The following is a 14,427-nucleotide window of genomic DNA, read 5'->3' as shown; positions in this document are numbered from 1 at the left end:
CCGGACCTGGGCGCCCACTCGCGCTGTCACCGCCCGATTCTCACCCTGTTGTCCCCGGTGACCGCCGATTCATTCCCCCGGCGGCGCTGTCCGTCAAACGTGATCATTGCGCATCGGGGGCGGCGTGTCAGCCGGCGGCCCGGCAGGGCGGCAACGGCGGCGGGCCGGCGCCCCCCGGAGGGGACGCCGGCGCGGGATGAGCGGACGGTCACGCCGGCGGCGTCGAGGCGGTGCGCGTGCGGGCTCAGGCGCAGGTCAGAGCGGCAGCCGCCCGGCGCCGGCGAAGGCGTCGACGACGAGCGGGACCAGCGGGGCCGGCATCGGCCGGGCGGCGCGCAGCGTCGGCGTCCATCCGGCGTCGCCGCCGAGGTCCGGGTCGTGGACGGCGTTGTACGCGGCGAGCAGGCTCACCGGCCGGGGCAGGCGGTCACCCTGGCGCACCCAGCTGCCGCGCTCGGTGAGCGCGGTGCCGCCCCAGTCGTACAGCAGGTCTGCGGGGCCGGCGTCGCCGGTGAGCGTGAAGAAGTTGTTCTCCGCGTACAGCGCGGACTGCACGCCGACGCCGAGGGCGTACTCGAAGCCGGGCCCGCCGAGCCGGTAGTGGTTCTCGTGCACGTCGACCTGGCCGAACCGTACCCGGGGCAGCCGTTGCAGCGTGCCGTCGAACAGGTTGTGCCGCACGGTGACGGCGAGCCGGCCCACGTCCGGCCCGACGGTGTTGGACGAGCCGATCAGCATCACCTTGTCCCGGCCGGTGAACCGGTTCCAGGAGACGGTGACCAGGCTGGCGGTGTGCGTGACGTCCAGCGAGCCGTCGTGCACCTGCCAGGGCCGGCCGAAGTAGACGGGCTGCGTGCTGTCCGGGTTGTCGCCGTCGGTGAACGTGTTGTGGTCGATCCAGACGTGTTCGCTGCGCCGCACCGAGATCTGGTCGTACTGGGAGTTCCAGTTGCCGGTGTCGCCGTCGGTGGGGGACCAGGCGGGGAAGCAGTCCCGGGCGTCGACGAATTCGATGTTGCGCACGATCACGTTGTCCACCCGGTCGATCATCAGCGTCAGGCCGGTGAGCCGGGCGCCGCGCAGGCCGATGATCGTGGTGTTGGAACCGACGTTGATCTGGGTCAGCCGGGTCTGGTTGGCCACCGACCGCACCCGGGCGGCCTCCAGCGGCCCGCTCGGGTTCGTCCGCCCCCAGGTCGCCGGGTCGTACGCGGCCAGGTAGGCGGGCAGCGAGTACTCCGGGTCGGCCAGGTCGGCGCAGTCCAGCGGCGTGCCGTCCGGGCCTTCGAAACCGTCGACGGTTCCGGCCACGTACACAATCTTGGAGGTGGCGTCGGTGGCGTTCGTGGCGTTGTCGCCGCCGAGCGCGGCGACCAGTTCGGCCCGGGTACGCACGACGTGCACCCGCTCCGGCGTGGCGGCCGACCCGCCGGTGGTGCCGGTGCCGGCGGCGGCCCAGCCGTCGTTCGCGGCGAGGGCCTGGCGGCCGATCAGCTCGGCGGCCCGGGACGGCTCACCAGGTGCGGCCGGCGCGGGCGCGGCGGTGGTGAGGACGAGCGCGGCGGTCAGCGCCGCGACGACTGCGGTTCGGGTACGCATGACTCGTTCCGTTCTCCTGGAGGGACATTCACTGCGCGGGCAGGTCCACCACGTACGGCGTGACCGCCCACGGCACGCCCGCCTCGGACGGCAGCGCGCCGGTCTGCGCGGCGGTCCGCAGCACCGCGCCGACGCCCCGCACCATCCGCACCCGCTGCGGCCCGTCGCCCGCCTCGCGCACCAGGTCCCCGTCGAGCAGCGTCGGAACGGGCGCGTCCCGCAGCGCGTCCAGCACCGCGGTGAACGGTTCGGTACGCGCCAGCGGCGCGATCAGCGGCGTGCCGTCGGCGCGGTGGTCGAGCAGGTTCGCCAGCAGCCCGCGGCGGCCGGGCACCGGGCGTGGCGTGTCGTCGCCGGGTAGCCGCAGCCGGTCGGTGGGGTACTCCAGCACCGCCCGGCCCCGCTCGCCGGTGACCAGCACCTCCCCGGGTACGTGTTCCTCGGCGGCGAGGGTGAGCGCGGCCAGCACGGGCGGCCCGGCGTGCGGGGTCAGTCGCAGCACTGTGGTGTCGTCCACCTCGATCGGGCGCACCCGGTAGCGCTCGACGGCGATCCGGGCGGGGCGGACGGGTGCGCCGGTGACCGATTCGGCGACGGCGAGGCACTGCATGAGCGCGTGGGCGAGCGGGTTGGCGAGCGCTCCGTCCAGCGCCGGGCGGCCGTCGACGGTGCGTCGCCCGGCCCACGGGGAGCGGGCGTAGTAGGCGTCCGGGCGTTGCCAGGCGGCGAGTGTGGCGATGCCGGTGACCGGGCCGAGCCGCCCGAGCGCGCCGGTCAGTTCGGTCAGCGCGGCCGAGCCGAGCGCCTGGAAGTTGACCTGCACGGCCCGGCCGGCGGCGTCCGCGGCGGCGGTGAGCGTCAGGTGTTCGGCGAGGTCGAGCACCGGCGGCTTCTCCAGCAGCAGGTCCGCCCCGGCGGCGAGCGCGTCGAGCGCGATCGGCAGGTGGGTGTGCGGCGGCGTGCAGATCACCACCACGTCGGGCCGGGACTCGGCGAGCATGGCCCGGTGGTCGGTGAAAACGGCCGCTTCCGGCGGGACCGGCGCGTCCGGTTCGGCATCCAGCGGCCGCACGTCGACCAGCGCCACCAGGCGCGCCCGCCCGGCCGCGTGCAGTTCCGCGATGGTCCGGCGGTGCCAGCGGCCGTGCCCGTTCGCCCCGATCAACGCCACCCGTGGCGGCCCGCCGGCGCTCACCGGGCGCCGCCCGGCGTGCTCCCGGTCACCGGGCGTCCGCCAGCGTGGCCCGGACGCCGTGGCGTTCCAGCGCGGTGAGCCAGCCGGTCACGTCGGCGCGGAACTCGTCGTCGGCGGCCAGGTCGGGCGGGAACACCTCGCGCAGCGCGAAGACCGCGTCCACCACCCCGGCCGGGGTGTGCGCTCCGGCGGCGAGGGCGGCGCGCAGCCGGTCGGCGAGCGGGTCGTCCAGCGGCAGCGGCCGGCCGTCGTCGGCGTACCCGAGCAGGAACCGCAGCCAGGCCGCCACCACGAGCGCGCTCCACCGCGCCGACCGGCCGGCCGCCCGCAGGTCGGCGACGGTGTGCAGCACCCGCTGCGGCAGCTTCTGCGAGCCGTCCATGGCGACCTGCGTGGTCCGGTACCGGATCGCGGGGTTGGCGAAGCGGGCGAGCACCTGCTCGCCGTAGGCGGTCACGTCGACGCCGGCCGGCGGGGTGAAGCTCGGCGTGATGTCCTCGGCGACCAGCCGCCGCAGCACCGCCTCCAGGTGCGGCAGCGTCAGCGCCTCGGCCACCGTCTCCGCGCCGGCGAGCGCGCCCAGGTACGCGGTGGCCGAGTGCACGCCGTTGAGGGCCCGCAGTTTCAGCCGCTCCCACGGGCCGGCGTCGTCGGTGAGCACCGCGCCGGACCGTTCCCAGGCCGGTCGGCCGCCGGGGAAGTCGTCCTCGATCACCCACTGCGACCACGGTTCGGCGGCGATCGCCGCCAGGTCGGTCACGCCCAGCGCCCGGCGCGCGGTGTCCCGGGTCTCGTCGGTGGCGGCCGGCACGATGCGGTCGACCATGGTGCCGGGGCAGGTGACGGCGGTGAGCACCCGTTCGGCGCTCGCGTCCGGCACCCGGGCCAGCGCGAGGCACTGCTCCACCAGCCCGCGCAGACGGCGTCCGTTGGCGGGCAGGTTGTCGCAGCTCACCAGCGCGATCGGCCCGGCGTCGGCGGCGGCGCGGGCGAGCAGCCCGCGCACCAGAAGACCGGGCACGGTACGCGGGGGACGGCCGGTGGTGAGGTCGGCGGTCAGGTCCGCGTCCACTGTGAGCGCTGCGGTCACCGGGTCCAGCCGGTACGCCTTCTCGGTCACCGTCAGCGTGACCACCCGGATCGCCGGGTCGGCGAGCAGGCCGACCACCGCGTCCGGGTCACTCGCGGCGTGCCGTACCCCGGCGAGCGCGCCGACCACCCGGGTGGCCGCGGCGTCGGGGGCGAGCGTGGTGACGCTGAACAGGCAGTCCTGCGCGGCCAGGGCGTCGACCACGTCGGTGCTGCGCGGCGCGACGCCGATGATGCCCCAGTCGCCGCCGGCCGCGCCGACCGCCGCCTCGGTGTGCACCGCCTGGTGGGCGCGGTGGAACGCGCCGACGCCGAGGTGGACGATGCCGGCCGGCACGGTGCCGGGGCGCAGCAGCGGCCGGGACTCCGGCGGCAGGTGGCGCAGCGTGGCCAGGCCGAGCCGGTCGGGGGTCAGCGCCATGCCGGGCCGTCCGGGAAGCGGAACCGCGCGATCGACTCCGGGCGCATGGTGGAGCTGTAGCCGGGCACGGTGGGCACCAGGTAGCGCCCGCCCCGGGTGCGGACCGGGTCGGTGAAGTGCTCGTGCAGGTGGTCGACGTACTCGACCATGCGGCCGTCCAGGCTCGTGCCGACGCGCAGATGGTCGAAGATCGCGAGGTGCTGCACGTACTCGCACAGGCCCACGCCGCCCGCGTGCGGGCAGACCGGCACGCCGAATTTCGCGGCCAGCAGCAGTTCGGCGAGCACCTCGTCCACGCCGCCGACGCGGCAGGCGTCGATCTGCATCACGCCGATCGCCTCGGCCTGGAGCAGCTGCTTGAAGATGACCTTGTTGGCGGCGACCTCGCCGGTGGCGACCCGGCAGCGTCCGCCGGTCAGCTCGGTGACCGCGCGGGCGATCCGGGCGTGGCCGAGCACGTCGTCGGCGTGCGTGGGCTCCTCGATCCAGTACGGGTCGACCTCGGCGAGCACGCCCATCGCGGCGATCGCCTCGTCCACGTCCCACACCTGGTTGGCGTCCATCATCAGCAGCGCGTCCGGGCCGATCTCGGCCCTGATGATCCGGGCCCGCCGCAGGTCGTCCTCGATCCGCCCGCCGACCTTCATCTTCATCGCGCGCCACCCGGCGGCGTACGCGTCGCGGGTCAGCGCGCGCACCTGCTCGTCCGGGTAGCCGAGCCAGCCCACCGACGTGGTGTACGAGGGGAACCCGTCGCGTTCCAGCCCGGCGAGCCGGTCGGCCAGGCCGTCGCGTCCCTTGTCGAGGATGGCCGCCGCCTCGTCCGGGGTGAGCGCGTCGGTGATGTGGTGGAAGTCGACAGTCGCGACCAGCTCGTCGGTGGGCATCTCGGCGAGGAGGCGCCACATCGGCTTGCCGGCGAGCTTGGCGCGCAGGTCCCAGACCGCGTTGACGAGCGCGCCGGTGGCCATGTGGATGACGCCCTTCTCCGGGCCCAGCCAGCGCAGCTGCACGTCGGCGGCCAGGGAGCGCCAGAACGCGACGGGTTCGGCGGCGATCTCGGCGACGGTGCGTCCGCGTACGTGGTGGGCGAGCGCGCGGACCGCCGCGCAGGTGATCTCGTTGCCCCGGCCGTTGGTGAACGTGAACCCGGTGCCGGTCGGCCCGCCGTCGGTGGTCAGCTCCACGTACGTGGCCGAGTAGTCGCCCCGGTTTATCGCGTCCGAGCCGTCGCCGCTGGCGGCGGTGGGGAAGCGCACGTCGTGCACCTCGACGTCGACGATTGTGGTCATGAAGGCCCACCTCCGAACTTGAAGACCTGCTTCGGCAGCCGGTACGCCAGGTCGACGATCGTCTCGGCGGCCTCGTCAGCGGTCATCCGGTGCTCGGCGACGAGGCGGGCGAGGAATCCGGCGTCGACCCGGCGGGCCACGTCGTGGCGTACCGGGATGGAGCAGAACGCGCGGGTGTCGTCGACGAACCCGGCGGTGTTGTAGAAGCCGGCCGTCTCGGTGACCGCCTCGCGGAACCGGCGCAGCACCTCGGGGGAGTCCAGGAACCACCAGGGCGCGCCGAGGCGCAGCGCCGCGTAGCCGCCGGCCAGGGGGGCGAGTTCCCTGGTGAACGTGTCCTCGTCGAGCGTGTAGAGCACCACTGTGAGCCGCGGGTCGTTGCCGTGCGCGTCCAGCAGCGGCGCGAGAGCGTGCACGTACTCGGTGGCCTGCGGCACGTCCCCGCCCACGTCGCGGCCGTGCCGGGCGTGCAGCCACCGGTTGTGGTTGCGCACCGCACCGGGGTGCAGCTGCATGACCAGGCCGTCGTCGAGCGACATCCGGGCGAACTCCAGCAGCATGTGCGCCCGGAACGCCTCCGCGTCGCCCGTGTCGGCCAGGCCGCGCCGGCCCCTGTCGAACAGGGCCGCGGCCTGCGCCGGACTGAGATCGAGGGTACGGGCGGTCGGGTGCCCGTGGTCGGTGGAGGTGGCCCCGGCGGCGGCGAACGCCTCCCGCCGGGCCCGCAGCGCGGCCAGGTATCCGGCGTACGTGCCGGTGTCCTCGCCGGAGACCTCGGCGAGCCGGTCCACGTTTGCCGCCCAGTTCCCGAACTCCATGTCCACCACGTCGTCGGGGCGGAACGTGGTGACCACCCGCCCGCCCGGCCCGCCCCAGCCGTCGGCGGCGAGCTTGGCGTGCCGGCCCAGGTCGTCCAGCGGCGACTCGGTGGTGGCGAGCACCTCGATGCCGAAGCGCTCGAACAGCGCCCGGGGCCGGAACCCCGGTTCGGCCAGGCGCGCCGCGAGCGCGTCGTAGACGGTGTCGGCGGTGGCCGGGCTCAGCGGCGTGTCGACGTCGAACACGTTGCGGAACGTCTGCTCCAGCCACAGGCGGGACGGGGTGCCGCGGAACAGGTGCCAGTGCGCGGCGAAGCGCCGCCAGATGGTCCGCCCGTCGGTCTCCACCGGGCTGCCGTCGACGCTGGGCACGCCCAGGTCGGCCGGGGGTACGCCCTGGCTGAGCAGCATCCGGGTCAGGTAGTGGTCGGGTACGACGAGCAGCCGGGCCGGGTCGGGGAACGGCTGGTCGTCGGCCAGCAGCCCGGGGTCGACGTGCCCGTGCGGGGAGATGATCGGTTGCTGCGCGGCGAGCGCGTACAGCTCGCGGGCCAGGGCACGCAGGCCGGGCTCGGCGGGCAGCAGCAGATCGCTGGGGGAGATGATCGGCACGGGGGCGGGCTCCTCGGTCAGGGCAGGGTGAGCAGGTCGGCGACGCGGGTGGGCGCGCCGGTCTCCAGCGAGCGGTTGGCGGCCAGGCCGGTGAGCAGCGCGAGCGCGCCGTCGCGGGCGGTGGCGGCCCGGCCGAGCGGGTCGGGTTCGCCGCCGAGCAGCACCCGGGTCATCCGGGTGTCCGCGCCGCCGTGCCCGCGCCGGGTCCAGCCCTCGACCGGGATCTGGACCGGTGGCGCCCAGAACGGGCGCAGCGTGAGCCGGGCCGCGCCCCGCTCGACGGCGGCCTCGTCGCCGTGCAGCGCCGCGCCTTTCAGTGCACCGGCGACGGACGGGCTGACGTGGTCGCTCTCGGTCACCTCCAGCTCCAGGCGGCCCCGGCTGCCGTTGACCATCACCCGGTAGCCCTCCCAGGGGGCGTACGCGGTCAGGTGGTAGGTCATGGTCGCGCCGGTGTCGTAGCGGGCGAGCACCGCGAGGTCGTCCTCGATGGTCACGCCGGGGGCGAAGACGTTGCGGTCGCGGTGGTAGCCGTCCTCGGCCTCGGCGTCGAGGTACAGCTCGCGCAGTCGCGGGTGGTCGGCCAGGCGCAGCGCGAACGGGTCGCCGTCGGCGGCGGGGGAGCCGTGCGCCCGGTCGTAGTCGCGGGCGTAGCCGTGCCGGCGGCCGTGGGCGCCGTAGAAGAACAACCTGCCGTACGCGTGCACCTCGACCGGGCGCGCGTCCAGCCACCAGTTGACCAGGTCGAAGTGGTGGCCGGACTTGTGCACCAGCAGCCCGCCGGAGACGGACTTGTCGCGGTGCCAGCGGCGGAAGTAGTCGGCGCCGTGGCGCACGTCGAGCAGCCACTCGAAGTGCACCGACCCGATCTCGCCCACCGCGCCGTCGGCGAGCAGCCGCCGGACCTGCTCGTGCAGCGGGTTGTAGCGGTAGTTGAACGCGACTGTGACGCGGCGGCCGGTCTCGGCGACCGCGTCCAGGATGCGCCGGCACCGTTCCGCGTCGACCGTCATGGGCTTCTCGACGATCACGTCGCAGCCGGCGCGCAGCGCCGCCGTCACGTACTCGTCGTGGGTGGCGTCCACGCTGGTCACCAGCGCCACGTCGACGCGCTCCTTGGCGAGCATCGCTGTGAAGTCGCCGGCCGTGTACGTGGGCACCGGCGACCGGCCCAGCTCGGCCAGCCAGCGGTTGTGCGCGTCCATCCTCGTCTGGTTGACGTCGGCGAACGCGACCAGCTCGGCGGTGTCGGCGTGGTCGAGCGCCAGGGCGCGGACGAACATCTCGGCGCGCGCCCCGGCGCCGACCAGGGCGTGGCGGACCCGTTCCCGGGCCGGTGGTGACATGACGTCGGCCTCCCCGGCAGTCGGCTGCAAAGGTTTGCAGCCGAAGAAACCACGACGATGGATACGTCGTCAACGGATGGCGGTCAAGCCGCCCTGTCCATCCGCATTGATGAGGTTTCGCGCGCCCACCGGCACCGTCGCCGCAATCGAGCCGCAACAATGGACCGTTGACACGGGCGCAACCGTTTGCATTAATGGGCGACACCCGTGACCCCCACCACATCGGACGAGGGAGCCCGCCGTGCCAGCCACCATCCGGGACGTCGCCCGCGCCTCCGGTGTGCACATCTCCACCGTGTCCCGGACGTTCTCGGCCCCGCACCTGGTCAACCCGGAGACCCGGGTCCGGGTGCTGGCCTGCGCGGAGGACCTCGGCTACCGGCCCAACCGGGCCGCCCGGGCCCTCATCACCGGCCGTACGCACAACATCGGCCTGATCGTGGCCGACATCGCCAACCCGTTCTTCCCGCCGCTGATCAAGGCGGCGGAGGGGCAGGCCCGGCACCGCGACTACCACGTGTTCGTCGCCGACACCAACGAGGACCCGGTCGCCGAGGAGGACCTGGTCCACGCGCTGGCCAAGCAGGTCGACGGCGTGCTGCTGTGCAGCCCCCGGATGAGCAACAGCCTGATCGAGCAGGTCAGCCGCGAGGTCCCGGTGGTGGTGATAAACCGCCAGGTCGCCGGCCTGCCCTGCGTGATGATGGACGTCGGGCAGGGCGCCCGGGCCGCGATCGAGCACCTGCTCGGGCTCGGCCACCGCCGGATCGCGCTGCTCGGCGGCCCACGCGGCTCGTGGACCGCCCGGGAGATGCGCCGCGCCGCTACCGCCGCCGCCCGCAGCGGCTCAGCGGAGCTGACCGTCCTCGGACCCAACCAGCCCACCGAGACCGGCGGCGGCGCCCTGGCCGAACAGGTACGCCGCAGCGGCGTCACCGCCGTGCTCGCCTACAACGACCTGATGGCGATCGGCCTGATCGAAGGGCTGGACGCGCTCGGGACGCGGGTGCCGCACGACGTGAGCGTGGTCGGCGTCGACGACATCGCGCTGAGCCGGCTCACCCGCCCCAAGTTGACGACGGTGGCCACGCCGACCGCGGCCGCCGGCCGGACGGCCGTCGACATGCTGCTGCAACTCGACTCCGACGCGCCACGCGGCGCCCGGGGCCGGGGCGCGGCGGCCGGCGACCGTCGCACCACCGCACAGGTAATGCTCCAGACCGAACTGGTCGTCCGCGACTCGACCGGGCCCGTCCCCGCGCCCGGCCGGGACGGCACCGGGGCCTGAGCAGGTGGCCCGGGCCCGCACAGCACTGCGGACCCGGGCGGCCCGTGGACGGCCGCCGGTGACGTCGTCGCCTCCCACAGCCGAGGAGTGAGCGCAGATGCACCCCGCAACGTCCCCCACCGCCGGCGCACCCGCCGGGCGGCATCACCGTACCCCTGTGACCCGACGCCGACTCGTGCGCGGCCTGGCCGCCGTCGCGCTCGCCGTGCCCCTCGCCCTGGGCGCGGCCGGCTGCGGCGACGACGACGCCGGCGGCGACGGCGGCCCGGTCAAACTCTCCGTCTTCTGGTGGGGCGGTGAGGCCCGGGCCAAGCTCACCGAGGACGCCCTGGCCCTCTACACCAAGAAGCACCCCGACGTGACGTTCGAGAAGACCTGGCAGGCCAACCAGGGCTACTTCGACAAGCTCGCCACGCTCACCGCCGGCGGCAACCCGCCGGACCTGTTCCAGATCGACGACAACTACCTGGCCGAGTACGCCGGCCGCAGCACCACGCTCGACCTGGGCAGCTACCAGGACTCCGGCAAGCTCGACGTGTCGAAGTTCCCCAAGAGCCTGCTGGAGTACGGCGTGGTCGACGGCAAGCTCGCCGGGGTGGCCGCCGGGGAGAACACCCAGGGCCTGGTCTACAACAAGACGCTGCTGCAAAAGAACGGGCTGCCCGAGCCGACCACCGGGATGAGCTGGGAGGAGCACATCGCCTGGGCCGAGCAGGTGGCGAAGAAGACGAAGGTGCCCGGCACTCAGGACCCGAGCGCCGACTACAAGGCGCTCTGGGTGTGGCTGCGCCAGCAGGGCAAGGACCTGTACAACGGCAAGGAGCTCGGCTTCACCGCCGAGGACGTGACGAAGTGGTTCGAGCTGTGGAAGGGCGCGCGGGACCGGGGCGCCACCCCGAAGCCTGACGTCATCCACGAGGGCAACTCCAGCGACATCACCAAGCAGCTGGTGGTCACCGGCAAGTCGGCCACCTCCTGGGTCTGGGTCAACCAGATGCCGGACCTGAAGAAGAACACCAAGGACGAGCTGGGCGTGGTCGCGTACCCGGGTGACCCGAGCGGGCAGTGGGCGCGCGCCTCGATGTACTGGTCGGTGTTCAAGGGCAGCAAGCACAAGGACGTCGCCGTCGACGTGATCAACTTCCTGAACAACGACCCGGAGGCGGTGGCGCTGCTCGGCACCGACCGCGGTCTGCCGTCGAACATGGATCTGCGCGCCAAGGTCAGCGAGACCGCCACCGACCCGGCCATGAAGCAGTCCATCCAGGTCGAGTCCGACCTGGCGCAGAAGTTCGGCGCCTCGCCCCAGGTGCCGATCAAGGGGCACAGCAAGGTCAAGTCCGAGCTGGTCAAGGCCGCCGAGAACGCCCAGTACGGCCGCGCCACCCCGGCTCAGGCGGCCGAGCAGTTCGTCACCGCCTGCAAGTCCGCGATCGCCTGACCCCACGAAAGGACCGGTCCCGTGGCTGTCACCACGGCGCCCGGCCGGACCCCGCGCACCGGACCGGCCGGCCCTCGCCCCACGCGGCGTCGGGCCGGCCGGGCCCGGCTCGGCGAGGGCCTGGCGGGGTACGTCTTCCTCTCGCCCTGGCTCATCGGACTGATGGGCGTCACGGCGATCCCCATGCTGCTGTCGCTCTGGCTGAGCTTCACCGACTACGACATCCTCACGCCGCTGTCCGAGGTGCGGTGGGTGGGGCTGGCCAACTACGAGCGGATGTTCACCGCCGACCCGTCGTACTGGCACGCGGTGCGGGTCACGCTGACGTTCGCGCTGATCGCGGTGCCGCTGAAGCTGGCCGCCGCGCTCGGCGTGGCGCTGCTGCTCAACCGGGCCTGGCGCGGCGTCGGGCTGTTCCGCAGCCTGTTCTACCTGCCGTCGCTGCTCGGCGGCAGCGTCGCGCTGGCCATCGTCTGGGTCAACATGTTCAACCGGGACGGCGCGTTCAACTCGTTCCTCGCCCTGTTCGGCGTCGAGGGGCTGCCCTGGGTCAGCGACCCGGACTGGGCGCTGGAGACGCTGATGGTGCTGGCGATCTGGCAGTTCGGCGCGCCCATGGTGATCTTCCTGGCCGGGCTCAAGCAGGTGCCCACCGAGCTGTACGAGGCGGCGGCGGTGGACGGCGCCGGGGCGTGGCGGCGCTTCCGCGCGGTCACCCTGCCCATGCTCTCCCCGGTGATCTTCTTCAACCTGGTGCTGGAGACCATCAACGGCTTCCAGGGCTTCACCGCCGCGTTCGTGCTCAGCAACGGCACCGGCGGCCCGGTCGACTCCACCCTGATGTACACGCTGAAGCTCTACATCTCCGGCTTCACCGACCTGGAGATGGGCTACGCGTCGGCGATGGCGTGGGTGTTCCTGGTGGCGATCGGCGTGGTCACCGCCGTCTTCTTCAGCACCGGCCGGTTCTGGGTGCACTACTCGGACGGAGACGACTCATGACGGCGCTTCCTGTCGCCCGCCGCCGGCCGGGCGGCGGCCGCAACGTCCTGCGGCTGGTCGTGCTCGTGGCGATCGTCGCGGTGGTGCTCTACCCGCTGTTCTGGATGCTCGGCACGTCGGTCAAGTCGCAGGCCGAGATCGTCAACAACGTCGGCCTGCTGCCGGAGGTGTTCACCCCCGGCAACTACGTCGACGGCTGGACCAACTTCGACATCAGCTTCGGCCGGTTCTTCCTCAACAGTGTGCTGGTCAGCGGCCTCACCGTCGTCGGCAACGCGCTGTCCTGCCTGCTCGCCGCGTACGCCCTGGGCCGGCTGCGGTTCCGGCTGCGCAAGCTGTGGTTCACCGTCATGATCGGAACGCTGCTGCTGCCCGGGCACGTGCTGATCGTGCCGCAGTACATCCTGTTCCGCAGCCTCGGCCTCGTCGGCGGCGACTGGCCGTACCTGCCGCTGCTGGTGCCGCAGTTCCTGGCCACCGAGGCGTTCTTCGTCTTCCTCATGGTGCAGTTCATGCGCGGCATCCCGCGCGAGCTGGACGAGGCGGCCACCATCGACGGCGCGTCCCCGTACGGCGTGTTCCGGCACGTCATCCTGCCGCTGAGCCGCCCGGCGCTGGTCACCACCGCGATCTTCTCGTTCATCTGGACCTGGAACGACTTCTTCCGGCAACTGGTGTTCCTGTCCAGCCTGGAGGACTACACCGTCCCGGTGGCGCTGACGCTGTTCATCGACTCGACGAGCCAGAGCGCCGTCGGCCCGATGTTCGCCATGTCGGTGCTGTCGCTGCTGCCGGTGTTCCTGTTCTTCCTGGCCTTCCAGCGGATGCTCGTCGAGGGCATCAACACCAGCGGGCTGAAGGGATGACCGCCGTGCCTGCCCGTGCCGCCTGGCGGGACACGCTGCGCGAGGCGACCGACCTGGCGCTGCTCGGCTTCGCCGTGGCGCTCGCCGCGCTGCCGGTGCTCACGCTCGCCCCGGCGCTCGCCACCGCCAGTGCCGCGCTGCACGACAGGTCGGTCACCGGTTCCTGGCCCGACGCGCGGACCGGCCTGGCCCGGTTCGGCCGCGCGCTGCCTGCCGGGCTGGCGGTCAGCGCCGTCGCCCTGGCCGCCGTCGCGCTGCTCGCCGCCGACCTGGTCGCGCTCGCCACCGGCCGGGTTCCCGGCGGCGGGCCCGCGCTCGCGCTCACCGCCGTCGTGGTCGCGGTCCTGCTCGGGTACGCGGGCCTGGTCACCGTCGCGGTCGGGCGCAGCGGCGGCCGGGGCTGGCGGTCCGCCGCCCGTAAGGTGGCCCGCACCTGCCCGCAGCGCCCCGGCGTGTGGGCCGCCGCCTCCGGCATCTGCGCCCTCGCGGTGCTGCTGGGCGTGCTGGTCACGCCGGTCGCGGTGCCGATCCTCGGCGGGTACGCCCTCGCGGCGCTGCACGCGCTCGACGCCCGCCGCCCGGTCCCCGCCCCGGACCCGACGTGACCGCCGAACCCCGGCTGGTGGTGGACGGCGCCGAGGTGGCCCGGTACCTGGTCCGGCCGGAGCTGGACCCGCGCCACGGGCCCCGGCCTTACCTGCATCCGGTGCGGACCCTTTCCGGCACGCCGGTCACCGACGCGCTTCCGGCCGACCACGTCTGGCACCTCGGCGCGTCACTGGCCGTGCAGGACGTGGACGGCGTCAACCTGTGGGGCGGCCGGACGTACGTGCGCGGCACCGGCTACGCCTGGCGCGACGACCACGGCGTCATCGCGCACACCGGCTGGCGGGAGCGGACCGCCGACCGGCTCGACCACGACCTGGAATGGCGGGACCGGCACGGCCGGGTGCTGCTGCACGAACACCGGCGGATCACCGCCACCCCGGCCGGGGAGGACGCCTGGTGGCTGGACCTGTCCGCCACGCTCACCTCCGCCACCGGCGCCGACGTGCGCCTGGGCAGCCCGGCCACGAACGGCCGCCCGGGCGGCGCCGGCTACGGCGGATTCTTCTGGCGTGCCGTGGCCGACGGGGAAGCGCGGGTGCGCACCGCCGAGGCGGCGGGCGAGGAGGCGGTGAACGGCTCGGCCGCGCCCTGGCTGGCGTTGTCCGCCTCCGCGCCCGGCGGTGGCGCGTACACGCTGGTGTTCACCGGTCTGGGGCCGGGTGACAGGTGGTTCGTGCGCACCGCCATGTACCCGGGCGTCTGCGTCGCGTACGCGTTCGACACCCCGGCGGTGGTCGCGGCCAGCCGGCCCCGGCACAACCGGCACCGGGTGCTGGTCGCCGACGGCCACCTCGACCCGGACGACGTGTCGGCCCGCCTGGGGGTGACGCCGTGAGCCCGGCGGGCGGG

At 73.7% G+C, this 14,427-nt stretch carries 12 protein-coding genes; 6 read left to right on the top strand and 6 right to left on the bottom strand.

What is annotated here, in order from left to right; all coding sequences use genetic code 11:
- Nucleotides 1–255 precede the first annotated feature (255 nt).
- The 6 genes from J3R08_RS18285 to J3R08_RS18260 are packed head-to-tail and all read right to left on the bottom strand — an operon-like array spanning nt 256 to nt 8,372.
- Nucleotides 256–1,599 carry a polysaccharide lyase family 1 protein gene (locus J3R08_RS18285; protein WP_209962189.1) on the bottom strand — a complete coding sequence of 448 codons (1,344 nt, stop codon included), beginning with the start codon at nt 1,597–1,599 and terminating at the stop codon, nt 256–258.
- Nucleotides 1,600–1,627: 28 nt separating this feature from the next.
- Nucleotides 1,628–2,794 (bottom strand): Gfo/Idh/MocA family protein, encoded by a 1,167-nt coding sequence (locus tag J3R08_RS18280; protein ID WP_209962187.1) that lies wholly within the window; start codon nt 2,792–2,794, stop codon nt 1,628–1,630.
- 25 nt (nt 2,795–2,819) lie between these two features.
- The gene (locus J3R08_RS18275) at nt 2,820–4,304 is read right to left on the bottom strand and encodes a mannitol dehydrogenase family protein (RefSeq protein WP_113972870.1); all 1,485 of its coding nucleotides are present in this window, start codon (nt 4,302–4,304) and stop codon (nt 2,820–2,822) included.
- The gene (locus J3R08_RS18270; protein WP_209962185.1) at nt 4,295–5,596 is read right to left on the bottom strand and encodes an enolase C-terminal domain-like protein; all 1,302 of its coding nucleotides are present in this window, start codon (nt 5,594–5,596) and stop codon (nt 4,295–4,297) included. Before J3R08_RS18270 ends, J3R08_RS18275 begins: the two co-directional genes overlap by 10 nt.
- Nucleotides 5,593–7,026 carry a glucuronate isomerase gene (uxaC, locus tag J3R08_RS18265; protein ID WP_209962183.1) on the bottom strand — a complete coding sequence of 478 codons (1,434 nt, stop codon included), beginning with the start codon at nt 7,024–7,026 and terminating at the stop codon, nt 5,593–5,595. The genes J3R08_RS18270 and uxaC overlap by 4 nt, the downstream gene beginning before the upstream one ends.
- 17 nt (nt 7,027–7,043) lie before the next feature.
- The gene (locus J3R08_RS18260; protein WP_043323555.1) at nt 7,044–8,372 is read right to left on the bottom strand and encodes a Gfo/Idh/MocA family protein; all 1,329 of its coding nucleotides are present in this window, start codon (nt 8,370–8,372) and stop codon (nt 7,044–7,046) included.
- Between the two features lie 241 nt (nt 8,373–8,613).
- Between J3R08_RS18260 and J3R08_RS18255 the strand changes: the two genes are divergently transcribed.
- The 6 genes from J3R08_RS18255 to J3R08_RS18230 all read left to right on the top strand — a co-directional run bounded on the left by J3R08_RS18255 (nt 8,614) and on the right by J3R08_RS18230 (nt 14,413).
- On the top strand, nt 8,614–9,660 hold the full coding sequence (locus J3R08_RS18255) for a LacI family DNA-binding transcriptional regulator (RefSeq protein ID WP_043323558.1): 1,047 nt from the start codon (nt 8,614–8,616) through the stop codon (nt 9,658–9,660).
- Between the two features lie 97 nt (nt 9,661–9,757).
- Entirely contained in the window at nt 9,758–11,101 is a 1,344-nt protein-coding gene (locus J3R08_RS18250; protein ID WP_113972866.1) for an ABC transporter substrate-binding protein, read from the top strand.
- A gap of 21 nt (nt 11,102–11,122) precedes the next feature.
- Nucleotides 11,123–12,103, top strand: coding sequence for a carbohydrate ABC transporter permease (locus J3R08_RS18245; protein WP_064445732.1), 981 nt, complete (start codon nt 11,123–11,125; stop codon nt 12,101–12,103).
- Complete coding sequence (locus J3R08_RS18240; protein WP_064445733.1) at nt 12,100–12,969, top strand: carbohydrate ABC transporter permease; 870 nt, start codon at nt 12,100–12,102, stop codon at nt 12,967–12,969. Before J3R08_RS18245 ends, J3R08_RS18240 begins: the two co-directional genes overlap by 4 nt.
- Complete coding sequence (locus J3R08_RS18235; protein ID WP_209962181.1) at nt 12,966–13,574, top strand: hypothetical protein; 609 nt, start codon at nt 12,966–12,968, stop codon at nt 13,572–13,574. The genes J3R08_RS18240 and J3R08_RS18235 overlap by 4 nt, the downstream gene beginning before the upstream one ends.
- The gene (locus J3R08_RS18230) at nt 13,571–14,413 is read left to right on the top strand and encodes a PmoA family protein (protein WP_209962179.1); all 843 of its coding nucleotides are present in this window, start codon (nt 13,571–13,573) and stop codon (nt 14,411–14,413) included. The genes J3R08_RS18235 and J3R08_RS18230 overlap by 4 nt, the downstream gene beginning before the upstream one ends.
- Nucleotides 14,414–14,427: the final 14 nt, after the last annotated feature.

The sequence above is a fragment of the Micromonospora sp. HB375 genome, from assembly GCF_017872985.1.
GTDB classification, from domain to species: Bacteria; Actinomycetota; Actinomycetes; order Mycobacteriales; family Micromonosporaceae; genus Micromonospora; species Micromonospora chalcea.
This window is presented reverse-complemented; position numbering and strand designations above follow the sequence as displayed.